The organism is Pedobacter polysacchareus (genome assembly GCF_019802255.1).
Classification (GTDB): domain Bacteria; phylum Bacteroidota; class Bacteroidia; order Sphingobacteriales; family Sphingobacteriaceae; genus Pedobacter; species Pedobacter polysacchareus.
In genome coordinates this window covers 604787-629390 of record NZ_JAHYSS010000001.1, presented here as the reverse complement: position 1 = coordinate 629390, position 24604 = coordinate 604787, and the positions used below count along the sequence as shown (strand labels likewise).

Sequence of the window (24604 nt, the reverse complement as noted above, 5' to 3'; positions counted from 1 at the left end):
TATAACTGAGAGCGTTAATTTAGATGGTAAAGGCCGGCATTTCCGAATAGGATTGCCGGCCTTTTACTTTTATTTAGAAATAAATCAATAAATATTTTGAATAATGAAATACATTCCGTTACTTTGACCTTGAGAGCGTTAATTTAAGGGTCGATAGCTTCACACTCGTGAAATATCGGCCCTTTATCATTTCTAATAAATCCGCTTTTAATCCTTAAAATTTTCTTGAAATCTAATACTGTATTTTGAAGAATGAGCAGTTTAGCTCAGGTATTCGGAAAGTATATTCCTCATGTCTTCCGGCTTGAATGGCTTTAAAATATGTCCGTTCATTCCAGACTCGGAGAACTTATTGTGCTCATCGTGTAAGGTCGAAGCGGTTAAAGCAAGGATAGGCACCTTTTTAAAATAATCGCCATCCATGGCCCTGATGAGTGTGGTGGCTTCGAAACCATCAATCCCCGGCATTTTTATGTCCATAAAGATCAGGTCGTATACGTTATCGCGGACTTTCTCCAGCGCTTCTTCACCAGTAATGGCAAAATCCAGGTTGAGTCCCCATTTACCAAAAATACGTTTGGCAATTAGGGCATTGATCTCATTGTCGTCTACCACAAGAATCCATTTGTTTGTAAACATATCCGGTTCAGTGAATACTTTCACCTGAGGCACATAATCATTCGCTTTTTCAAAAGAAATGTTGAACTGAAAAACCGTTCCCTTTCCTTCTACACTTTTTACCTGTATGTCTGAACCATATAGTTCCAGCATTTTTTTGGTAATAGTTAAGCCCAATCCAGTACCTCCATATTTTCTGGAAATATCCGTTCTGGCCTGAATAAAAGGCTGAAAGATATACGCCAGCTTTTCCTCTGCAATACCAATCCCGGTATCTTTCACTTCAAAATGAAGCAATACGCGGTCTTTTTCTTCGGAAAGCATTTTTACCTCCAGAATGATCTTCCCATCCTGTGTAAATTTAATGGCATTTCCCAATAGGTTCATCAGGACCTGATATAACCGCGTTTTATCCCCTTTAACATATTGTGGGATACTTTCATCACAACTAAGCTCCAGCTTATTATTTCTGGCAACCACACTCATCTGTAAAGAATTGATCACATCAGAAACGAGCGTCTTTATGCTAAAAGGAATGGTTTCCAGCTGTACATTTCCGGTTTCCATTTTGGTGAGGTCCAGGATATCATTGATGATATTCAGCAGGTTCTCTGCTGAGAAGCGCAGCAGGTTTAAATCGGGTAATTGTGATTCTTTAGGATCATTGTCCAGCAACAGGTGCGCCATTCCGATCACCGCATTTAAGGGTGTTCTGATTTCATGGCTCATCACCGACAGGAACATTTCTTTTGCGGCACTCAGCTGCAAGGCTTGTTCTTTGGCTTCTACCATTTCCTTTTCTACCTGTTTCCTTTGAGAAATATCAGTGATCAGGTCGATCTGGCGTTCTACTTTTCCTTTCTCATTTACGATTGGCGTATTGGAAACGGAAAGCCAGATGGGTTCACCGGATTTCTTTTTCGCCTGTACTTCTATAGAATAAGACTCTCTGTTGTTGGCCTTTTTTCTGGAAGCTACAATGAGTTCTCTTTGTGCTTCATCTTTAGAGAGGATATCTCCTAAACGGCGTCCTTGTAATTCGTTCAAGGTATAACCGGTCAGCTTTTCCATGGAATGGTTGATCCAGGTGGTAAAGCCTTCGCCATCAGAAATATTCACACCGGTATCCGTTTTACTGGCCACCAGGGAAAGCAATTGCAATTCTTCTTCCGCTTTCTTTTTTTCTGTAATGTCGAGGATAATTTCCACTTCTATTTCCACCTTTCCTTCGTCGTTGAAGACTACGGTATTATAGATGGACAGCCAGATAGGCTGTTTATCTTTACGGTACGCCAGGAGGTCGACCGTAAAAGACTGATGTCTGTTGGTGAGCTCCCTTGCCTGTTCAATCAGTTCCAGATCCGTTCCCGGGCCCTGGATTAAATCGCCAAGGCGTTTCCCCTTCATATCTTCCAGCGTAAAGCCGGTAATTTTCTCAAATGCTGCATTTACCCAGGTCACGTGGTTATCGGAATCATTGATCACCACGGCATTGTTCACTTTACTCGCCACGAAGGAGAGTTTCATCAGTTCATTTTCTACTCTTTTGTTCTCCGTAATGTCTCTTCCGTAAGCGTACCAGCGTTTGTTTTTACTCACCATATTCCAGCTTAGCCAACGTATTAAGCCACTTTTGGTGACAATTCTGAAATCGATATTGAACTGTTTTGTCCCATTGGCAAGACCAGCTTCTAAAGCTTCGACTACCCGATCTATATCATCGCGGTAGCAGAATGTCCAGGCCGTTAAACCAATTGCTTCCTCCACTTCATACTCGAGCACAGTAGTCACGGCATTGTTGACAAACAGCAATTCGCCTTTATCGTCCAGGATGCAATGAATTTCAGGGGATACGGTAGAGATGTTGAGGAGTTCTTCAAAGCGCTGGGCTTTAAGGCTCAGTTCTTTGGCTTTTTTCCGAAGGGAAATATGGGTAATGACTTCTTTGGCGAGGATCTCCAGCCCTTCTTTTTGTGCGGGAGTCATTGCTCTAGGCTCACGATCGAATACACAGATGGTGCCTAAACGGTAGCCATCTTCATCAATTAAGGGTGCCGCAGCATAATACCTCAGGTGATGGTCGTCGATCACTGAAGGATGCAAACTAAAGCGTTCATCCGCTGTTGCGTCACAAACTTCTAAAATATGATCAGATTGAATGGCCTGCTCTGCAAATGAATAACTGCGGGGCAGCTGCTGGCAGTCCAGCCCAATCACAGATTTAAACCATAACCGATCTTCATCAACCAATGCAATGACGGCTATAGGGGTATTGCAGATCAAGCTGGCCAGCTTGGTAATATTATCGAATTCCTGTTCTGGAGGAGTATCCAATATATCGCAATCCTGCAACGCCCGTAAGCGCTCCATTTCATAAGTTGATGAAGTATGGTTATTCGTTAGCATTTAAGCAAGTTCTTCCTGTTATTTGTACAAGGGGAACTGACTTACCAGCTGAATTACTTTTTCTTTTACCTCGCTTAAATTGTTCTCATCCTCAGAATTAGTAATCACCTGATCAATCAGATCGACAATGGTTTCCATATCTTTTTCTTTAAAACCTCTGGTAGTGATGGCTGCAGTGCCTACACGGATACCTGAAGTTACAAAAGGAGACTTATCGTCAAAAGGAACCATATTCTTATTCACGGTAATATCCGCTTTTTCAAGCGCATTCTCCGCTGCTTTACCAGTTATATTTTTATTGCGCAAGTCAATCAGCATTAAATGATTGTCTGTACCGCCAGAAATAATTCCGTAACCTCTTGACACAAAGGCTTTAGCCATCGCCTGAGCATTGGCTTTCACTTGTGTGATATAAGTCAAATATTCATCGCTCAATGCTTCACCAAAAGCAATTGCTTTAGCTGCAATGATATGCTCCAATGGTCCACCCTGTGTTCCTGGGAATACTGCCATATCTAACACAGAGGACATCATTCTGGTTTCACCTTTAGGTGTTTTAATTCCGAAAGGGTTTTCGAAATCTTTGCCCATCATGATCATACCACCACGAGGACCACGAAGGGTTTTGTGGGTAGTTGTGGTTACGATATGGCAATGAGGAAGTGGATTGGCCAATAAACCGCGGGCAATCATCCCTGCTGGGTGAGAGATGTCTGCCAATACCAATGCACCGATTTTATCAGCTACACTACGGATAAAAGCATAGTCCCACTCTCTTGAATAAGCAGAAGCACCACAAATGATCAACTTAGGACGTTCCGCAAGCGCGATTTCTTCCAATTTAGCATAGTCGATCAAACCATCTTCTTTCTTTACTCCATAAAACAAGGGCTGATACAATTTTCCTGAAAAGTTAACCGGAGAACCGTGTGTTAAGTGCCCGCCATGAGAAAGGTCAAATCCTAAGATTTTATCTCCTGGCTGGATCACTGCAAGCATTACTGCTGCATTTGCCTGTGCGCCTGAGTGCGGTTGTACGTTCACCCATTCTGCTCCAAAAAGTTGCTTTGCGCGCTCAATAGCGATGGTTTCAACCTCATCTACTACCTGGCAACCGCCATAGTATCTCTTTCCCGGAAGGCCTTCAGCATATTTATTTGTTAAACATGATCCTGCGGCTTCCATTACTTGTTTGCTCACAAAGTTTTCAGAAGCAATCAGCTCCAGCCCATTTTCCTGACGGTCCAATTCCCTGTCAATCAAATCAAAAATTAAAGTATCTCTAGTCATTTATTGAAGTATTAATTTGTAAAATTAACGATTTTCCTTCTTAGTTTGGTAACAAAATACCTTACTTTGTAGTTGTATTCTATAAAACACTGCATGGAAGATATCACCCGTCCATTATTACCAAACATAAATTATCCTGCTGATTTAAAGCAGTATAAAGAAGAAGATCTCGAACAAATTTGTCAGGAATTGCGTCAGTACATCATTGATGTAGTGAGTGTAAACGGGGGGCATTTTGGCGCAAGTCTGGGTGTAGTGGAACTCACTGTAGCCTTACATTACGTTTTAAATACGCCTTATGACAAGCTGGTCTGGGACGTTGGCCACCAGGCTTACGGACATAAAATCCTGACCGGAAGAAAATCAGTATTTCATACCAACCGCCTCCTTAACGGGATCAGCGGATTCCCTAAAATCAGTGAAAGTGAGTACGATACCTTTGGTGTTGGCCACTCTTCTACTTCTATTTCCGCAGCATTGGGTATGGCAGTTGCCTCTCATTATAAGGGAGAAACTGACCGTCAGCACGTTGCCGTTATCGGCGATGGCGCGATGACTGCCGGTCTGGCTTTTGAAGGCTTAAACCATGCGGGCATTGAGAGCTCTAACCTGTTGGTGATCCTGAACGACAACTGTATGTCGATCGATCCCAATGTTGGCGCGCTAAAGGAATATTTAACGAGTATTACCACTTCCAAATCATACAATCGCTTCCGCGATGACATTTCCAATGTTTTAATTAAACTTTCTGAACTGGGGCCAAATGCCCACAAGTTTGTGAAGAAAATTGAGAAAAGCATTAAAGGCACCTTATTGAACCAGAGCAATCTGTTTGAATCCTTAAACTTCAGGTATTTTGGTCCGGTAGATGGCCATGATGTGGTGCGTCTGGCACAGGTGATCCGCGATTTAAAAGACATTCCGGGCCCTAAACTGTTGCATTGTGTAACGGTTAAAGGAAAAGGTTTCGCCCTTGCGGAAAAAGACCAGACCAAATGGCATGCACCAGGATTATTCGATAAGATCACCGGTGAAATCAAGAAAGCGGCAGTAGATAAACCTCAACCGCCAAAATACCAGGATGTTTTCGGACATACCCTGGTAGAACTTGCGGAAGAGAATAAAAAAATTGTCGGCATTACGCCTGCAATGCCATCTGGTTCTTCGATGAACATCATGATGAAAGCCATGCCTAACCGCGCTTTTGATGTGGGTATTGCAGAACAACATGCGGTGACTTTCTCTGCCGGACTGGCTACACAAGGACTTGTACCTTTCTGTAACATCTATTCCAGCTTTATGCAAAGAGCCTACGATCAGGTCATCCACGATGTGGCCATTCAAAACCTGAATGTGGTGTTCTGTTTAGACCGTGCAGGATTTGCAGGTTCAGACGGCGCTACACACCATGGTGCCTATGATTTAGCTTACATGCGCTGCATTCCAAATATGACCGTTGCAGCCCCAATGAATGAGGAAGAACTCAGAAATCTGATGTATACCGCACAATTGGAGAACCAAGGTCCATTTTCTATCCGTTATCCGAGAGGAAATGGGGTGCTGACAGATTGGAAACGTCCTTTCAAAGCATTAGAAATCGGTAAAGGCCGCAAAATATGTGATGGAGAAGATGTGGCGATACTGACTATTGGTCATGTAGGTAATTTTGCTGTGGAAGCTTGTAAAGAGCTCAACAGTGAAGGCATCCATCCGGCACATTACGACATGCGTTTTGTGAAACCTATAGATGAGGCATTATTGCATGATGTATTTAAACGCTATAAAAACGTCATCACCGTAGAAGATGGTTGTCTGCAAGGCGGCCTTGGAAGCGCTGTGTTGGAATTTATGGCCGATCACCAGTACAATGCCAACGTAACTCGCTTAGGCATCCCTGATGAGTTTATTGACCATGGTGAGCAGCATGAATTGTGGGCGCTTTGTGGCTTCGATACCGCAGGCATCATTACCGTGGTAAAAAAAAACGCTGTGAGGAGAACAACAGCAACGATCGCCTCTTAAAAGAATAATATTTTTTCCTGTTTCGGGATCAACCAGATACAAAAAAGGCCTGCTCATCTAAAAATGAACAGGCCTTTTCTTTATCACTTGATTAATGATCAAGATTTATATTGACCAATATTGCTTTAACCGTTTTTTCTCGGCTGCTTAATTGGCTTGATGAGCAAATTCCATTAATGATTTTTCAATGATGACCAGGCATTCTTTGATCTGCGCTTCGGTGATCACCAATGGAGGTGCCAAACGGATCTTATTACCTTGAGTCGGTTTTGCCAGCAATCCATGTTCCTGGAATTTAACACAGATGTCCCATGCCATATTAGAATCTTCCGGACAATAGATCACAATCGCATTCAGCAGCCCTTTTCCTCGAACCAGTTCAATGATGCCGATTCTTTTGGCAATAGCTTCCAGGCCATCTCTCAGTACCTGGCCTAATTTAGCTGCATTTTCAGCCAGTTTCTCATCTATCACCACCTGCATGGCTTCACGCGCTACTGCACAGGCCAATGGGTTCCCACCATAAGTAGAACCATGTTCGCCTGGTTTAATAGTCAGCATCACTTCATCATTTGCTAAAACTGCTGAAACTGGCAATACACCCCCAGAAATGGCTTTGCCTAAAATGATCATATCCGGCTGACTGCTTTTATCTATTGGATTCACCTCATAAGAGGCCAGCATACTTCCCGTACGGGCAATGCCTGTCTGTATTTCATCCACAATAAAAAGCACATTATATGCTTTACACAGTGCTTTGATCCGTGGTAAGTAATCCGCATCGGGTACTACTACCCCTGCTTCCCCCTGGATCGGTTCCACAATAAACCCTGCAATATTTTTATTTTGTTTCAAAAGTGCTTCGAAAGCATCTGCATCGTTATAAGGAACGCGGGCAATTCCGCCCACAAAGGGGCCAAAATTGTTTCTTGCGCTTTCGTCATCAGAAGCGGAAATCACAGAAATTGTACGGCCATGGAAGTTCCCATTGGCGAAAACGATCGTTGCCTGATCGGCAGGAATGCCTTTCACCTGATAAGCCCATTTTCTGCACAGCTTCATGGCACTTTCTACCGCTTCCACGCCAGAATTCATGATCAAGGCTTTATCATAACCAAATAGCTGGCTCAGAAATTCTTCAAAATCACCTAGTTTATCATTGTAAAAAGCACGGGAAGTCAGCGTTAATTTTTCTGCCTGACGTTTTAATGCTTCAATAATCCTTGGGTGACAATGACCTTGGTTTACAGCCGAGTAGGCCGAAAGAAAATCGTAATATTTCTTACCTGCTACATCCCAAAGGAAAACGCCTTCCCCTCTTTCCAGTACCACTGGCAGAGGATGGTAGTTATGGGCACCGTACTTGTTTTCTTTTTCGATTAGCGCTTCGGCTTTACTTAAATTTGCTGCAATACTCATTATTTACTATCTTATTGGGTAGGCGACTAAGGTAATAATATTTATTATTTAACCCTAAAAAAAGGATAATTTGACTTATTATCCGCCAGAAAAAAGTCTATTTAAATTAAAACTTCGATATTCGAAGCATAAACGAAATCTAAAAAAACAGTTAATGGATGCTATTGATGAATTTGATGTTCAGATTTTAAAACAATTGGAGAAGGATGGCCGTATGGCCTATTCGGCTATCGCCACTGCCTTAGGCGTATCGAATACGATGGTACATCAACGCATCTCCCGGCTCACAGAGCAGGGCATCCTCACAGGAATTAAACCGGTACTGGATGAGAAAAAGATCGGCTACGACTGGGGTGCTTTCACCGGCATTGCGCTGGAGAAAGACCATGATTCAGACCGGATCATTGAGGAGTTAAAGAAAATCCCGGAGGTCACAGAATGTTATTACATCACTGGCGTATACACCTTGTATATCAAGATTATGGCCAAAAACCATGAGCACATGAGGCGCGTGCTTTATGAAAAGATTGACAACATCCCAGGGATCGCCAAAACAGATTCCATCATTGAACTGGGCTGTGCATTTAAAAGGAACATCACCCTATAAGCAAATAGAAAAGTTTTTGCCTATAATTTAGAAGGCCGTTTACCTCTTTCGAGGAAACGGCCTTCAGCTGATTTATTTTTCGGAACAACAGTTTGGATTAGTATCCAGGGGTTTGTACCAATACCCCTTTTGACTTGTCGATTTCGGCTTGAGGAACCGGCATCAGGTTTAATTTGTCAGACCATGTACGCTGCTGAACCTGGCCATTTTGAACATCAGTTATACTTTTCATCACCTCAGGTGCAATTTTCCACCTTCTGATGTCCATATAACGCTGACCTTCTAAAGCCAGTTCTACTCTACGCTCTGCTCTAATGAACGCTCTTAATGTTTCTTTCGACGCATATTTAGTACGGTTTACCAATGGCATTCCTGCACGGGTTCTGATTTTATCTAAGGCTTCATAAATGCTGTTGTCAGGACCAGAAACCTCGTTCTTAGCCTCTGCATAAGTCAATAAAATCTCTGCATAGCGGATTAAGATCACGTTTGCATGGTTGTCAATCTGTGCCTCATAAACAGAAGGATCTACCATTTTTCGGAAGTTATAGCCTGTTCTGGAAAAGTTATTTCCAGCTTTCCAGATAAAAGTATATTTGGCTTCTACCCCATTCCATTGCGCACCATCAAACAAGATACTTGCATAAAAGCGTGGGTCACGGTTTTTATATTCCTGGGCAAATGCAGTTTTGTCATTCTTATACCAGGCTGCACGTTGAGCTGGGTCTACAGGAACAATTGCTTCTCCGGTTTTGTAGTTACCGTAGGCATCCACCATCGACTGTGTTGGCGTTACAGAACTCCAGCCACCTAATGTTGCAGGAAGTAAATAAGTATTTAAAGCATTAGGATCAATTTGTGGAATGTATTGACGGTCTAAAATCACTTCGTTATTACCTTCGCTCTTCTGATAGAAAAGACGCTCATAATTACGCAGTCCTTTAAGGAAATTGGTTTTATCCTGCTCATCAGCGAAATCTACCCATTTGCTGTAATCATCCAGATAATCGTTCTTTTCAACCTCTGTGGTCGTAAATAAGTTATATCCCAGGCCCATTACTTCTGATGAAGCGTCAGCCGCCTGCTGATATTGTCCGTCATATAGGTAAGCGCGGGCTTTTAAGGCCAAAGCAGCTCCTTTAGTAATCCTGCCTTTTTCATTTGGTTTACCCCCTACATACTGCTGAGGAAGTATTTTTGACACCGCATCCAACTCCGAAAGGATGAAAGCCAATACCTCTTTCTTTGGTGTTCTTGGAAGATTCTCTTCTCCTAAAGCCAAAACTTTAGTAAACAATGGCACGTCACCAAAATTGCTCATTATTCTGAAATAAGAAAAAGCGCGCAGGAAACGAACTTCTGCTTTGTATCTCTCCAGCAGAACAGTAGGAATCACCGTTACTTTATCTGCATTTTCAAGGAAATAATTCTGACGGCGGATGTCTTCAAAATTCCATCCTGCATTTTCAGTAGAAGACATCGTTCCTGCAGAAACACTGCTGGCCGTACTCTCCCATGCATTCTGTACATGTGCATTATCTGCAGCGCCATCATCATAAATGATCATATCGCCTGGCAGTTTTGCATAAACACCCATTACTGCTTTATAAACATCATTCTCGCTCTTCCAAAAGGTAGTTTCCGACAATTCGTTCAATGGAGGTCTCTCCAAGAAATCTTTTTGACAGGCGGTAATCGACGTCAATGTCAGTAAACCTGTAAGTAAATATATTGATGATCTGTTCTTCATTTTTCTTAATATTAATAGGTCCATTAAAACGCTGCACTTAAACCAACCGACCAGGTTTTAAGACCAGGGTAAGTCGCTCTTTGTGAAGCCGATTCAGGATCAAAATCCTTCAGACGTTTATCCGCCATGAATGTGAATGGATTGTTTGCACTAGCATAAATTCTAAGGTTAGTCATTCCTAGTTTTTTAACCGCTAACTGAGGGAATGTATAGCCTAATGTGATGGCTCTGATTCTGAAATAAGAAGCATTAAACAACCAGAATGAAGAAGTTTCATTGTAATTGTGTTTACCGTCACCAGAAGTTAAGATGCGAGGGAAATCTGCATTTGCATCAGGATTTTCCGCAGTCCATCTATTTTCCCATGCTGTTTTTACACCAGCACCATTGAAGAAAGGATATGCTGCTTCTTCAGAGAAATAGGTTTGTACATTACCTACGCCATAAGTCATCACATTAAAATCAAAACTTTTGTAGTTTGCGCTTAGGTTAAAACCATAATTCAACCATGGTACGTCGTTACCAATGATGGTACGATCTGCTGGAGTCCATAAACCATCACCATTCACATCTTTATACTTGATGTCACCAGGTTTGGTGTTTGCAGTCTGGAAAGGATGATTGTCAATATCCGCCTGATCCACAAATAAACCTTCCGCTTCGTAACCATAGAATGAACCGATCGCACTACCTATCTTTTGGATGTATCTACCTTCAATAAATTCTTCTCCGTTTCCTAATGTGGTAATTCTGTTTTTAATCACAGAGAAGTTACCACCAATACTGAACCTGAAATCATCACCAATCTTATCATTGTAAGTCAGGCCAATCTCAAAACCTTTGTTTCTGGTAGAAGCACCGTTCGACAATGGCAGACCAGTGTTCTTTCCGCTCAGCTCAACACCAATTGTAGCCAGACGAGGAATTCTCATCAACAGTTCCTTGGTATCTTTGATGTAATAATCTGTAACCAGGTCTAGTTTACCTCCAAAGAAGGTTGCATCAATTCCGAAATCGGTCATGTACACTCTCTCCCATGACGTCTTTGGATCTGGCAGTTTATTTTGATAAACACCCGTTTGAGGATTGCCTTCAAAACTATAAGCGTAGCCTGTTTGCAGTTTATTGTAATAGTTTCCAAAACCAGCTACTTCCTGATTTCCTAATGAACCATAAGAACCACGAAGTTTCAGGTTATTGATCCAGCTGATGTTTTTCATGAAATCTTCTTTATTCACGTTCCATCCTGCAGAGAAGGAAGGGAAAACAGCCTTACGTTTGTTTTCAGCGAATCTTGAAGAGTAATCAAATCTGATGTTGGCTTCAAAAAGATATTTGTCTTTATAAACATAGTTGAAACGGCCAAAAATGGAGCGCAAAGCCCATTCCTCCTGCAAACTACGGTTTGCCTGTCCATCGTCATCAGAACTGATGTCTTCCGGATTTGTGGAACCACTACCTACCGTAGTCATGTCATTGTTAGGGAAATTTTTTCTTCCCAGGAAGGCATTTCTGGTCACGTTACTTTCCTGACTCGCACCAGCAGTAATTTTACCAAAATGATCACCGAAAGTACGCTGGTAATCTACTGTTCCCTGAAGTAATACTTCCTGACGCTTACGCCAGTACTCTTTCATTTCATTGATTTTTACCTCAGTGCTTGCCATTGGCAGACCGGTTAGAAAATCATTCACTGGCGCCATGGTATTATCAAAGCTCAATGAATTGGAATTATAGTATTTCAAGGAAGCCAATCCATTAATCGAAAGTCCCTTTAACGGGGTTAAAGTTGCATTTACAGCAGTTTGCAGGTAATTGTCCTTATCCCATGAACGGCCGCCTTCTGCTAGTTTACGCAGCTGGTTATTTTTAGCGATGTTTGGAGAAGCAATACCATTGCTAATCGATCCCCATTGCCCATCAGACTGGCGTGCTACGGTAATCGGTAAAGCACGGCTCAGCTCTGTAAAAGATAAATCCGCTCCCTGACGAGAATAGTTTTGATTGATCAAAGAGATATTGGTTCCAACAGTTAACAGGTCAGGAACAATTTTACTGTCGGTGTTCAATTTAGCCACCATACGGTCCTGCTTCTTGCCTGGAATCAGTGATTCCTGATCCAAATAAGTTACCCCTAAATAAGAGCTCGTCACTTTTCCAGGAGAATTGACATTTAAACTGATATCTCTTTGAGGTGAAGACTTTTTAAGCGCAAGGTCAAACCAGTCTGTATTCGGATATAGGTCTGGCTGAGAACCGTTTTTATACAGCTCAATTTGGGCAGGTGTAAACATTGCTGAACCACCACCATTTACCAAGGCCTCATTATATAGGTTCGCATAGGTTTCAGAGTTTACAAATTTCGGAAGATAAGCAGCAGTCTGCCATCCATAACTTGCATTCAGGTTTACCGTTGTTCTTTCTCCTGAACCTCTTTTTGTCATCACCAAGATCACCCCATTTGCGGCTCTTGAACCGTAAAGAGAAGCTGATGCCGCATCTTTTAACACAGACATACTAGAAATATCGTTCGGGTTCAGCGTTGCAAATTCTTGTGCAGAAGCAGGAATACCGTCAATGATATATAAAGGATTAGTCGCACCGGCTAAACTGCTTCTACCACGAATACTCACCGTACCCGTACTTTTTGCCGTTCCATCAGTACCACGGGTTACATCGCCGGGACGCTGTATAATCGTCAAACCAGGAGTCACTCCTTGTAAAGCATTCTGAACCGATGTGACCGGTCTGTTGGCTAATGTTTTTGGGCTGATAGTAGCTACAGCACCAGTTAAGCTGGTTTTCTTCTGTGTACCGTAAGCTACCACCACTACCTCATCGAGGTTATTTGACTCCGTAGCCAAAGTAACATTGATTTGAGTTTGTTTATTTACTGGAATTTCTTGCGCCGCATAGCTAAGCATCTTGAAAACCAACACCCCATCTTCGGGTACGCTGATCGAATAATTTCCATTTGCATCAGTACTGGTACCACGACCAGGTGCCGATTTTAGACTTACCGTTACGCCTGGTAAGGGGCCTTGACTGTCTTTCACGGTTCCTTTCACAACAATATCGGCAAGGTTAGTCCGGAGGTTGTTTTTCTGAGACTGGGGATTAACCACAGCTAGTACATCCTGCACACACAGGAGCATCACTGCCATTAAAACCCAAATCCCTGTGGATTTAAAGATTTGGTATTTGTTCATTGTAGAATTTGGTTGTTAAAGAAAAATTAACTCAATGTTACGTATAGTAATCACGATTTAAAGTACTTTAAAGGCCTTTGGTCTACGCAAACGGTTGTGTTGAATGATCCCGTATAAAGAAATTAGCACCACTTATTCCTATAATCATAAAAACTGCGTTTCCAGCTTATATAGCTAACTATTTAGTTACTAGCACTTAGCGTACACTAAGAAATAACCTGCCGATTAGAATACCGATATAATCATTTTACCTAAACGATAATCAGTTAAAACCAATTAGCTCCTTCCGCGCAAACGGTTGTGTCACCCTTGAAATGGGATTTGGGAGTGTTTTGAAAACGTTGCATTTCTTTTTCATTTTCTTAATAAAATATTCCGACAACGCTCATCACCCAAGGATTATTGTGCGGCTTGAAAATTAAAAAACTACGTTTGAACACCTAATTTGCAAGAAATAAATTCCTATGTCCCTGAAAGTTATTCCCCTATTAAATACTGACGTATTAAATTAATTGGTCAGATGTTCAAAGCTACATCATGGATGTTTTTTGTAAAAATAGCAAGCAGACTTTCAGACAGTTACCTGCCTGGCGCGCTCTAATGACACTAAATTGACAATAATTATTCTATTAAGCCTACTTTTGCCCCCTTAATTTTTTAGTTAATTAACATCTATTTAACAACAAAGACACATTATGAAAAAAGGATTACTTATCGCAGGCATTGCACTTTTCGGAGCTGCAGCACAAGCACAAGATCTTAAACCTGTTGCAGGTGACGTTACTACTGAGTTTGGTTTAACTGGTGGTGTAAACAGAACTAACTTCAAACTGAACGATGGCGCTGGAATGTTACGTTTCCGTTATTTCCAGAAAGAAGATATCGCTTTCCGTTTAGGTTTCAACGTAGAGTCTACAAACGATAAAACCAATGTTTTCGGTCCAAACAGCAGCAAAGGTACCATCACTGAATCTGCTACTAAAGTATTGATCAACTTAGGTGTGGAGAAACACTTTGCAGGTACTGCACGTTTATCTCCTTATGTAGGTGCTGACCTTCTTTTCGGTACAGGAACTTCAAAAATTAAAACTGAAAACGCTATCCTTGCTGGTAACCCAGCATCTGGTGTTTACGCTAACGATACTTTCATCGACGCTAAAGCGCCTAGCTATACTTCTATCGGCCTTCGTGGTGTGATTGGTGCGGATTACTACATCGCAAAACGCTTATTCTTAGGTGTTGAAGCAGGTCTAGGTTTCGCTTACGAAAAACAAGGTAAATCAGAAACTACAACTAGAATTGGTAACACTACCACTACTACTAAATTTGATTCAGCTGGAAGCACTAACACGATCAGCCCAAGTGTAATCACTGGTCTACGTGTAGGTTTTGCATTCTAAATAAAACGCTGATCTGATCAGTTTTTATACCGGAGGCGGTTTAAACAAGGTGTATTCATCTTGCTTAAACCGCCTTCCTTATTTCAGCCATTTTTTGAATACCTGGGCAATTTCATCTTCCAGAACCGGTTTGGAGAGAAAGTCGTTCATTCCGGAAAGGATACACTTTTCCTTTTCTCCTTTCACATTTCCAGCAGTTAAGGCAATAATTGGTACATGAACCAACTCCATTTCATTCCTGATGTGCTGTGTAGCCTCATAACCATTCATTTCCGGCATCTGTACATCCATCAAAATCAAATCAGGTAATTCTGCTTTACAATGCGCTAAACACTCTAATCCGTTTGCTGCTTCCTGAATCTGTGCCATGGGTGCAATCCTTTTCACAATGGTCTTGGCCAGCAGCATATTGATCAGGTTATCTTCTGCAATTAATACTTTTACAGGGCGCAAGCTCCTCGCCATACCTGTCCTTAAATGATCTTTCTGCACTGATTTCTTCGTCAGGGCATCAACAGTATTCCAGTCTTCTGTGCCGCCATGTTCTACCTGAAGCTGGATATCAAAAAAGAAAGTACTGCCCAACCCTGGACTGCTGATCAACTCCAGTTTACTGTTCATCAGGCCTAAAAGCTGATTTGAAATACTGAGTCCCAGGCCGGTTCCTCCATACCTTTTGGTGGTAGAACCATCTTCCTGTGAGAAGGCCTCAAATACTTTTCCCTGTTTATCCGATTTGATGCCAATTCCGGTATCTTTTACCTGGAAACGGATGTCCATTCTATGGTTTACAATTGGGGAGAGCGGTAAGATCAGAAGTTCTATTTCCCCCGTTTCCGTGAATTTAACCGCATTACTGAGGAGGTTGATCAATACTTGTCGGAGCCGTACGGAATCTGTCCATATAAACCTGGGCAGTGTTTCAGCAATGTTCAGTTTAATTTCTAAAGCCTTACGCTGTGCCTGATAAGAATTAATATCTAAAGCCTGATTCCCTAGTTCATATAGGTCGCACTTTTCAATTTCCAGTTCCAGTTTTCCCGATTCAATCTTCGAGAAGTCGAGAATGTCATTGATGATACCCAATAAGGCATTGGCCGATTCATTGATAATATTCAGGTATTGCTCCTGACTTGGGCTGAGTTCCGTTTTTAAGACCAGGTCTGTAAATCCAATGACCCCATTGAGTGGCGTACGGATTTCATGGCTCATATTTGCTAAAAACTCAGACTTCGCCAGACTGGCATGTTCTGCCTGTTCCTTAGCCTTGTTGAGCTCCAGTCCTTGTCTGCTGCTTTCGGTAATGTCCTGACTAAAAATCATAATACCGCCAATCTTCCCATCAAACTGATACCATGGCCGAAGCTCCCAACGGAGATACTGGTCATGATCCCAGCCTTCCGGCCGCCAGATATCGACTTCTTTCTTAATGACTTCTCCCTGCAGACAACGCTGGTGAATGTCTTTCCAATGCTGGCTCATCCCTGGCAGCACTCGATAATGAGATTGCCCATACAAGTCCGTTCCCTGCAATTGATACTCTTCCAGCCACCGGTTACTCGCGGCGATATAACAAAGTTTGCTATCTAACATCGCTACCGCAGCGGGAGCATGGGTCACAAAAGCGGAAAGCCTCGCCTTTTCCTCAGACAAGGCAATCTCCGCGCGTTTCTTTTCATCAATATTCTGGAATGTTCCATAAAGCCGCTTACAAAGCCCACCTTCAAAATCGGTATGACCCAATACGCGAACCCAGATTTCCCTTCCTTTTTTAGTCTGAAGCAGCAATTCCAAGTCCCAGGCCTCCCCTGTTTCTATAGCGGTTTGTACAGCCAGCGCCATTTTATGTCGATTTTCACCAGCTTTATAAAACAGCAGTGCTTTTTTTAAAGTAGGCTCATAATTTATTGACACCTCATGAATCTGCCTGGTAATGGCTGTCCAGCTTAATTTCTGATGAATCAGGTCAAAATCCCATCCGCCAATCTGCGCCACTTCATTGGTTTGTTCCAGCATTTTCGTGGTCCTCTCCAACTCTCTTTCCAGCAGGTGTTTTTCTGTCACATCAATCGCATTCACAATTACATATTTTTGTCCGGAAAGGTCATGTTCCACCACATTGTTATAAAACAAGACCCTTGAAGAACTATTTTTGTGCAGGATGGTCATCAATCCCGATGATTTCCCATGCGCTGTCATCTCCAGCAGGTATTGCTCAATATAAGCCCGATGTTTTGGAGGGGCAAGTTCGAATAAAGTCTTCCCATAAAGTGCAGATGGCTTATAACCCAAGAGTGATGCCCCAGCGATATTGACAGACATTAAAACACCCTTCATATCGTGTGTACACATCAATCCCTGAGAATTCTCAAAGAAAGAACGCATGTTATTTTCACTCAGCCGGATCTTCTCATCACGTTCATTTTCGACACTGATGTCTCTGGCAATCGCAAATACGTGATCTGTTCCGGGTTCCGGCGTTGCCGTCCATTGCAGCACTTTATAATCTCCGCCAGCCGTTAAGAAACGACAGACGAAATTGGTGGTATTGAATCCGGCACTGAGCTGCTCCATTTGTCCAAAGCTACTGATCAAGTCGTCCGGATGAACGAGGCTTAAAAAGCTATGTGCCATTAATTGTGAAGGTGTCCAACCTAGCATTCTTTCAAAAGCCGGATTGATCTTTTTAAAATAACCATCCAGACCGGCAATACAAATCAGGTCATTTGACAATTCATATAACTGGTCAAAATACTGATGTTCTGCTTTTTCCCTGCGGTTTACAATCAGCTCCATCGCTTGTTTAGACAGCAGCGTTAAGGCTTTCCTTTGTGCATCATTGAGCACCTTTGGCTCAGGCCCCAATACACACAGGGAGCCGATCGCATACCCATTCGGATCTACCAGCGGGTGCCCGGCATAAAATCTGATATTTGGCGCCCCAGTCACCAGTATGCTGTCTTTAAAGCGATCATCTTTTCTTGCATCTTCTATCTCAAAGATGGCTTCGGAAAGAATAGTATATTGGCAAAAAGCGATCTCCTTAGTTGTTTCTGATTCAGAAATCCCCTTTTTAGACTTAAACCATTGCCGATCCTCATCCAGTAACGCAATGAGCGAAACCGGAGCATCACAAATTAAAGAGGCCAGCTCTGTAATTCTGTCAAACGCTGTTTCTGCAGGAGAATCCAGGATCTGGTAGCGTTTTAAGGCCAGCAATCGTTCCTTTTCATCAATTGGTAGACTGGGTTTTTTCATGGGGATGATCAATCTATAAGCGAAAATTCAAGCAGTGCTATGGCACTAAAACAAATATAACATTTACAACTAAAGATGCATATGGCAAAAACACTCAAAAATGTGGTTATTTAGTCAGTATAATTTCATCAGCAAATATCCATGCAGGGAGCCCGGCGCCACTATGCCCTTTCGGAAGTGCATCCAAGACTTTGGCCGTTACCCTTACATAACGGGCGGTTACTGGCTTAAAAACCGCCTTAAAATCATGGAGTAAAGTATATTTCTCATCTACGGGAACCGTATGATTTACCGTTTTCAGTTCTTTGAAATTTACACCATCCGCAGAAGCTTCAAATTTGACCCATTGCGGCAAAATCACCCATTCATCATAATTCTGTAAGCAGCCCAATGTGGCGGTTCCAATAGTGCTTTGCTGGCCAAGATCTATGGTAGCGATTAAATCTTTGCCATTGAAACCATGCCAGTACTGCTGTAAGCTGGTGGTTCCACGGATGCCATCCGTCAGGGAATTTGGCCCGTCCGCACTGTATATTTTAGCCTGTGGGTTAACATAATTTACCTTTTTTGCTGTCGCCAGATCGAAGACGAAAGACTGTTTTGCAGGTACCAAACCCATTAATGCGCCATCCAAAGCATATATCGCTTTTAATGTAGCAGTACTGTCAATGCTGATTGGCCCGGTATATTTCAAGCTTGCAGTACTCGGCTGATCGCCATTCAGGGTATAGAAAATATCACCTTTTGTGGCTTCCACTAGCAACTCTGCAGACAATTTACCCTGATTAATCAACGGTTTAATCGCTACGGTATAGTTCCCTGGTGAATAATGATATCCTTTCTGATCAAAGCCGTTAAAATGATACTTCAATCGATCAGAGAAATCGACCCAGTTTTTCCTGGCTGCCGGCGACCATAATACTTCTCCCAATGCCAGCATTCTTGGCAATACCATATATTCCAGGTGTGATTTGGTCACAATATATTCTGTCCATACATTGGCCTGTGCACCCAATAAGTATTTGGCATCTTCCGCAGTCATTTCTTCCGGAACAGGCTCATAATGATAAACTTCCTTCAGTGAATTAAACCCGCCTATTGCCATCGGTTCCCCTTCAGGACCTGCCTGATATTGGTCGAAATAAACAGGATTACTTGGCGTCATGATCACCTGGTGTTTCATTTTTGCTGCTTCAATTCCACCAGCTTCCCCCCTCCAGCTCATTACCGTGGCTTCCGGTGCCAATCCACCTTCCAGGATTTCATCCCAACCGATCATGCGACGCTGTTTACTGATCAGGAATTTCTCCATTCTGGTGATGAAATAGCTCTGCAACTCATGCTCATCTTTTAATCCTGAAGTTTTCATTCTTGCCTGACATTTAGGGCAATTTTTCCAGGCTGTTTTGTTGACTTCATCTCCACCGATATGGATGTATTTTGAAGGAAATAGCGCCAAAACTTCGGTCAGCACATCTTCTAAAAAGGTGTATACCTCTTCGTTACCTGCACAATAGTTGGCGGCAACAGGGCCGTAATCGCCCCCGGTTAAAGGCAATTGCGGATGCTGACTGCAGCTCAACTGCGGATAAGCGGCAATTGCAGAGGCTACATGCCCTGGCATCTCTATTTCCGGCACAATGGTTACATTTCTGATGGCCGCATATTCAATGATCTCTTTGATCTGTTTCTGGGTATAATAGCCACCGTAAGTAGCAGGTTCGCCTGGTTTTGCCAATGGCCTGCTGCTCCAAACACGCTTATTCTGGTCTACACGCCAGGCCCCAACATCAGTTAATGCCGGGTATTTCTTGATTTCAATCCGCCAGCCCTGATCGTCTACCAGGTGCCAGTGAAAAGTATTGATTTTATAGGAAGCCATCAAATCGATGTATTCCTTGACCATATCTGGCGAGAAAAAATGACGGGCCACGTCCAGGTGCATTCCGCGCCATTTAAAACGTGGATAATCGGTGATTTCCATTCCTGGAATTTGCAGTGCCGCATTCGTTTGTATTTGTGGCAGAGTCTGAAAGATGCTTTGCATCCCATAAACGATTCCCGCCCGTCCATTAGCAGCAATCTGAATCCCATCTTTGTTGACCAGCAGGGTATAACCCTCTTCACCAAGTAATGGATTATTAACCTTTTTTAAGGTGATGACGTTGGTCTTTGCCTTTTTAATGGCTAAAGTATAGTCAGAAATTCCTTTGATATAACTGATGAAAAAATCAGCAGCAGGTTTCAGTTCTTTTTGATCTCCTGCCAGCTCCAGCACAGTTTCATTATTGATCAGGAAATGATCATTCAGTAAGCGCAGGCTGACCGGCTGTGGAATGATACTAGGTTTTTCTAGTTCCTGTTGGGCATATCCATTGAAACTGAAGCAGAAAAGAGAAAGAAAAAAGGTAGTTTTTAACAAAGCTTTCATTTCCTTAAGAAAAGGAATTAAGGAGCGGCTTTGTTGAGTGATAGTTGCAAAATATTCAGCAATTTTGGCAAGGCTAAAACGCTTTAAAATACATTAAGGCCTAATCCTTAAAATGCATCGATACTTTAAAACAAAAAACGCCTCCTGAATTTGATTTCGGGAGGCGTTTTGTCTAAAAGACCAGGCTTTAAGCCAATAAATGCGGTCTTTCTTTATATGTTTTCCAAAGGAACTCTCCGAAAATGGTATTTGTCCAGGCAAACCATGCTCTGGTAAATTTCTTAGGATCGTTTTTATGGAAAGATTCATGCATAAAACCAGTATCACCATGGCATTTCTGCAGCATATCCAGACAAAGTTTAATCTCTTTATCGTCAGAACTGGTCAGTCCTCTGGCAATGATACTCATTGGCCAGATCATGTCTTTACCGATATGCGGACCACCGATTCCTTCAGCAGCCGTTCCTTTAAAGAAAAACGGGTTATCATCCAATGAATGGATCATTTTACGGGTATTCTGGTAGATCGGATCATCCGCAGCAACTGCACCCAGGTAAGGCAATGCCAATAAACTTGGAATATTCGCATCGTCCATCATGTTGTAACTGCCCATACCATTCACTTCAAACGCATATACTTTACCATATTTTTCATGATTAAATACGGCATATTTCTGCAAAGCATCCTGTACCTCAATCGCCAGTGCATCCAGGTCTTTCGCTGTTTGCTCGTCTGCTTTGATTGCTCTAAAAATCTCCGCAGCTTGTTTTAAACTCACTACAGCGAAAAAATTTGAAGGTACCAGGAAAGAGTAAACAGTAGCATCATCACTTGGACGGAAAGTAGAACAAATTAGTCCTACTGGCTTCACAGGATAGCCATATCCCATCATAGGAACGCCATCTGTAGCCCAGGAAGTGTGTCGCTGAAAAGTATAGGGGCCGTCATTTTCTTTACGCTGCTGCTCTTTGAAGGTTTTTAAAGTCAGCTTTACGGAAGATTGCCAATCCGCATCAAATGGAGTAGTATCATTGGTTTCTTTCCAGTAGCGGTAGGCTAAACGAATGGGGTAACACAGGGAATCGATTTCCCATTTGCGCTCATGTAAGCCTGGTTTCATATCCGTCACATCATTTTTCCACTCTCCAACTTTATTTGGATCGTTATAAAATGCGTTCGCATACGGATCTTTAAGGATACATTTTACCTGATGGTTGATTACGCCATTCACCAGGTTTTTCAAAGGTTTATCTTTTTTAAGAAAAGGCAAGTATGGCCAAACCTGCGCAGTACTGTCGCGAAGCCACATGGCATCGATATCTCCGGTAATGACATAGGTATCAGGTTTACCGCCATTTTCCGTATAAGTTACGGTAGTATCTAAAGTATTCGGGAAACAGTTATTGAATAACCAGGCCATTTCTTTGTTTTTCACTTTGGCAGAGAATTCCGTAATCGCACTTTCTACAGCTTTACTGCTGAAATGGCGCGAAGCAAGGGGAGTTCTTACCGTCGGAAACGTTGATGATGGTCCAGAAAAAGCAGGTGCTGCAAAGGATACCAGGTCGCTGGCTACTAATCCTGCCCCAAGGAGGCCTGCTTTTTGAATAAATGATCTTCTTCTCATTTCGAAAATATTTGGTGTAATGATGCTATTTTAAAAAGGCAATATAGCATAAAGATTCTAAATCAGAATCTCTAATAATAGCCCGTAAACGAATATATAAATAGTTTTAGCAAAATAAAACGATGGTTAACCAAACGTTCCTCCCATTAATTAAAATTTAAAGCCAATAGAGAGGTACATTCTCCAGGGATTGTGATCAAAGCCATTCGTTTTGGCAATCGCAAAATTAATCGGCCCGATGAAGGACATATAGCCCAGTTTTGCACCGTATCCCAGAAGATAGTCGTTGTTGAAAGCCACTTTAAATGGATTTAAGCCCTCATTTTCCCAAGCCAGGTTGAGCTGTGGTGTCAGATAAAGGTTCCCCCGCAGGTTATATTGCAGGGCAAGGCCAAAACTGGTTACATTGGCGATGCCGAATTCTCCTCTTTTCAATCCGATAAAATTACCTTGTCCAATGTCCTGACGCGGATCAATGCCACCCATAGAGAAATTGGCATTTTCATACATGTAAGTGGAATCAAAGCCGTATTTATCTGAATAATTAAAACCCCAGGTCGCTGTTGCATTCAGGGAAATCCGTCTGCTCAACTGCGCCACATAGTTTTCATTCAAGTAAAAACGGAAAACATTTCCTGGCAGGCCACCTGGAGGCGGATTGAGGAAATCATAAATCAACTGCCCCTTTAAATCTGTTGAATCCGGCGCCTTCGTGCTGATGCGATTGTTGACTAAGTACTTTGTCTGGATAGTAAGGGCATTTCCTCGTTTAGGGAAATATAAATTATCTAAGGTATTCTGCCTAAACAATAGTGCAATCGCTTCATTGCTATGTCGGTAGAGCGTACGAATATCATTTCCTTCTCCAAATAGCCTTTTGAAAAGGTTTGGTCCTCTTTTGATTGTTTCATTTTCATTACTAAGGCTCAAGGCGATCGAACTTGAGCGGCCAAGACTATAGCCCAATGCAAGTTCTGAGTTCAGCATGTTATTGAAATAGTTTTCATCGGAAATCAAGCGATAGAGGATGGAATTGTTTTGTAATGCCTGGTAGTTGAAGGATGCTTTCATCCACAGTCTATTACTGCTATTGATGAATTTATAATAATCAAAACGCGCTTTAAATCGCTCTGAAAGATCTACAGTGGCCAATAACCTCGACTTTCGTAAGAAAATATTCCGATAGGTATAATTGATGATCAAACCAGCACTCTGTTCCGTATCATAATGAACTGCAGCTTTAAAAACACCAGGTTTTCCTTGTTTCAGCCGCACATTGAGTGTCAATCCGGTATCTGCATTGTTTTCAAATGTATAATATACCTTATCAAAAAATTGGGTGCCGAAAAGATCTGCCACACCTTCATTTAAGGCTTTTGCCTCTATTGGGCCTCCAGTTTTCAGTCCGAGGCGAGAATTGGCAAACTGTTCCATAACCGGCAAGTCTAAAGGAAGGCCTTTATCATTTTGAAAGGCGATTTTAGTCACAGGCAGATGAGGGTCTTTCACCTTTCTGGAGGTCGTGTCCAGTTTATATTTCTTCTGGTCTTCCGCTATTTTGATCAGCTGAGGCAGGTATTTTCGAGCTTCCTGCTCTCCAATCTCTATGATCCGCTTATTTCTATAAAAATCAGCCGCAGAAAAATCACTGAGTGCCTGGGTGAAATCTACGACCACATCCGCCAATGCCTCCTGTTTTTTCGAATCTTCCACAGAACGGAAGGCATGAGTCTGATAGATGAGTTTCATTGGGTTTTCAATTTCTTTCTCACTGAACAAACGAAAGCCTGTATACCCTCCGATCACGATATCAGCGCCCATATCCTTGACTTCCTGTACCGGGAAATTGCGGTCCAAACCACCATCTACCAATAAATGTCCATCGATGTAAACGGGTGCAAAAGCTGCGGGAATAGCCAATGTAGCCCGAATTGCTAAAGGCAAAGATCCTTTATGCTGCAAAACAAGCCCACCGTTTACAATGTCTGAAGAGGTAATGGTGATCGGAATCGGGAGTTTATTAAAATCATTGATGTGTTTAGCAGAATACGTTAAAGTATTGAGGATTTCTGATATATATTGTCCTTCTATTAAAGCTCCCGGTAACCTGGGCCTGCCGCCCAACACCGGAAATTCGATCATATAATTGTCGTACTCGTCTTTTTCCTCAATATTGATTTGTCGTAAAGGCACTTTATTACTCAATACGCGGCGCCAATTGATCCTCAAAGCGATCTTTTTTAAGGTATCCGGGTGGTAGCCGATCGCATATAAACCACCGAAAATCCCCCCGGCACTGGTTCCCGAAATGTAGTCAATCTTTATTCCTAAGGAGTCAATCAATTTCAATAAACCGATATGCGCCATTCCCTTTGCGCCTCCTCCACTTAGCGCCAAACCGATTTTCGGCCGACCGCCATCTTTACTTTTCTCTTGAGCAGCTACCTGGCTGCTATTGGCGCAGCACAAGTAAAATAACAACGATAAGCAGCAGATAACACTCTTGAACATAAGCTTTTCATTAGAGAATTCTAAATATCAGAATTTTAATAATGAAAATAGCGAGT

Annotated in this window: 12 protein-coding genes; 3 read left to right on the top strand and 9 right to left on the bottom strand. The window is 42.3% G+C overall.

Going from position 1 to position 24604, the window contains the following annotated elements:
• Window positions 1-261: 261 nt before the first annotated feature.
• Together K7X70_RS02620 and glyA are read right to left on the bottom strand one after the other, a co-directional pair.
• Window positions 262-3024 (bottom strand): PAS domain S-box protein, encoded by a 2763-nt coding sequence (locus K7X70_RS02620; RefSeq protein WP_222535599.1) that lies wholly within the window; start codon window positions 3022-3024, stop codon window positions 262-264.
• An 18-nt stretch (window positions 3025-3042) separates the two neighbouring features.
• Window positions 3043-4314 (bottom strand): serine hydroxymethyltransferase, encoded by a 1272-nt coding sequence (glyA, locus tag K7X70_RS02615; protein WP_222535598.1) that lies wholly within the window; start codon window positions 4312-4314, stop codon window positions 3043-3045.
• Between the two features lie 93 nt (window positions 4315-4407).
• Between glyA and dxs the strand changes: the two genes are divergently transcribed.
• Entirely contained in the window at window positions 4408-6336 is a 1929-nt protein-coding gene (gene dxs / locus K7X70_RS02610; RefSeq protein ID WP_222535597.1) for a 1-deoxy-D-xylulose-5-phosphate synthase, read from the top strand.
• A gap of 147 nt (window positions 6337-6483) precedes the next feature.
• On the opposite strand, the gene rocD is transcribed toward dxs, so the two are convergent.
• Window positions 6484-7755, bottom strand: a complete 1272-nt coding sequence (gene rocD / locus K7X70_RS02605) for an ornithine--oxo-acid transaminase (protein ID WP_222535596.1) — start codon at window positions 7753-7755, stop codon at window positions 6484-6486.
• 154 nt (window positions 7756-7909) lie between these two features.
• Here rocD and K7X70_RS02600 point away from each other — a divergent pair, with 154 nt between their 5' ends.
• Window positions 7910-8362, top strand: a complete 453-nt coding sequence (locus K7X70_RS02600) for an Lrp/AsnC family transcriptional regulator (protein WP_222535595.1) — start codon at window positions 7910-7912, stop codon at window positions 8360-8362.
• A gap of 97 nt (window positions 8363-8459) precedes the next feature.
• Here K7X70_RS02600 and K7X70_RS02595 read toward each other — a convergent pair whose 3' ends face one another.
• Complete coding sequence (locus tag K7X70_RS02595; RefSeq protein WP_222535594.1) at window positions 8460-10112, bottom strand: RagB/SusD family nutrient uptake outer membrane protein; 1653 nt, start codon at window positions 10110-10112, stop codon at window positions 8460-8462.
• Between the two features lie 23 nt (window positions 10113-10135).
• Entirely contained in the window at window positions 10136-13321 is a 3186-nt protein-coding gene (locus tag K7X70_RS02590; protein WP_222535593.1) for a SusC/RagA family TonB-linked outer membrane protein, read from the bottom strand.
• 695 nt (window positions 13322-14016) lie between these two features.
• Between K7X70_RS02590 and K7X70_RS02585 the strand changes: the two genes are divergently transcribed.
• On the top strand, window positions 14017-14721 hold the full coding sequence (locus K7X70_RS02585) for a BT1926 family outer membrane beta-barrel protein (RefSeq protein ID WP_222535592.1): 705 nt from the start codon (window positions 14017-14019) through the stop codon (window positions 14719-14721).
• Window positions 14722-14799: 78 nt separating this feature from the next.
• On the opposite strand, the gene K7X70_RS02580 is transcribed toward K7X70_RS02585, so the two are convergent.
• The 4 genes from K7X70_RS02580 to K7X70_RS02565 all read right to left on the bottom strand — a co-directional run bounded on the left by K7X70_RS02580 (window position 14800) and on the right by K7X70_RS02565 (window position 24548).
• Window positions 14800-17979, bottom strand: a complete 3180-nt coding sequence (locus K7X70_RS02580) for a PAS domain S-box protein (protein ID WP_222535591.1) — start codon at window positions 17977-17979, stop codon at window positions 14800-14802.
• A gap of 106 nt (window positions 17980-18085) precedes the next feature.
• Entirely contained in the window at window positions 18086-20410 is a 2325-nt protein-coding gene (locus K7X70_RS02575) for a glycoside hydrolase family 20 protein (protein WP_222535590.1), read from the bottom strand.
• Window positions 20411-20597: 187 nt separating this feature from the next.
• Window positions 20598-22037: a glycoside hydrolase family 125 protein gene (locus K7X70_RS02570; protein ID WP_222535589.1), complete on the bottom strand. Its 1440-nt coding sequence runs from the start codon at window positions 22035-22037 to the stop codon at window positions 20598-20600.
• Window positions 22038-22187: 150 nt separating this feature from the next.
• Window positions 22188-24548 (bottom strand): patatin-like phospholipase family protein, encoded by a 2361-nt coding sequence (locus tag K7X70_RS02565; RefSeq protein WP_222535588.1) that lies wholly within the window; start codon window positions 24546-24548, stop codon window positions 22188-22190.
• Between the last annotated feature and the right edge of the window lie 56 nt (window positions 24549-24604).

What these genes read in the sequence shown, in the direction of transcription:
- K7X70_RS02595 (WP_222535594.1), bottom strand. Translation starts at nt 10,112, where the DNA reads ATGAAGAACAGATCATCAATATATTTACTTACAGGTTTACTGACATTG.
- K7X70_RS02570 (WP_222535589.1), bottom strand. Translation starts at nt 22,037, where the DNA reads ATGAGAAGAAGATCATTTATTCAAAAAGCAGGCCTCCTTGGGGCAGGA.
- K7X70_RS02565 (WP_222535588.1), bottom strand. Translation starts at nt 24,548, where the DNA reads ATGTTCAAGAGTGTTATCTGCTGCTTATCGTTGTTATTTTACTTGTGC.
- K7X70_RS02575 (WP_222535590.1), bottom strand. Translation starts at nt 20,410, where the DNA reads ATGAAAGCTTTGTTAAAAACTACCTTTTTTCTTTCTCTTTTCTGCTTC.
- K7X70_RS02620 (WP_222535599.1), bottom strand. Translation starts at nt 3,024, where the DNA reads ATGCTAACGAATAACCATACTTCATCAACTTATGAAATGGAGCGCTTA.
- K7X70_RS02600 (WP_222535595.1), top strand. Translation starts at nt 7,910, where the DNA reads ATGGATGCTATTGATGAATTTGATGTTCAGATTTTAAAACAATTGGAG.
- K7X70_RS02585 (WP_222535592.1), top strand. Translation starts at nt 14,017, where the DNA reads ATGAAAAAAGGATTACTTATCGCAGGCATTGCACTTTTCGGAGCTGCA.
- glyA (WP_222535598.1), bottom strand. Translation starts at nt 4,314, where the DNA reads ATGACTAGAGATACTTTAATTTTTGATTTGATTGACAGGGAATTGGAC.
- dxs (WP_222535597.1), top strand. Translation starts at nt 4,408, where the DNA reads ATGGAAGATATCACCCGTCCATTATTACCAAACATAAATTATCCTGCT.
- K7X70_RS02580 (WP_222535591.1), bottom strand. Translation starts at nt 17,979, where the DNA reads ATGAAAAAACCCAGTCTACCAATTGATGAAAAGGAACGATTGCTGGCC.
- K7X70_RS02590 (WP_222535593.1), bottom strand. Translation starts at nt 13,321, where the DNA reads ATGAACAAATACCAAATCTTTAAATCCACAGGGATTTGGGTTTTAATG.
- rocD (WP_222535596.1), bottom strand. Translation starts at nt 7,755, where the DNA reads ATGAGTATTGCAGCAAATTTAAGTAAAGCCGAAGCGCTAATCGAAAAA.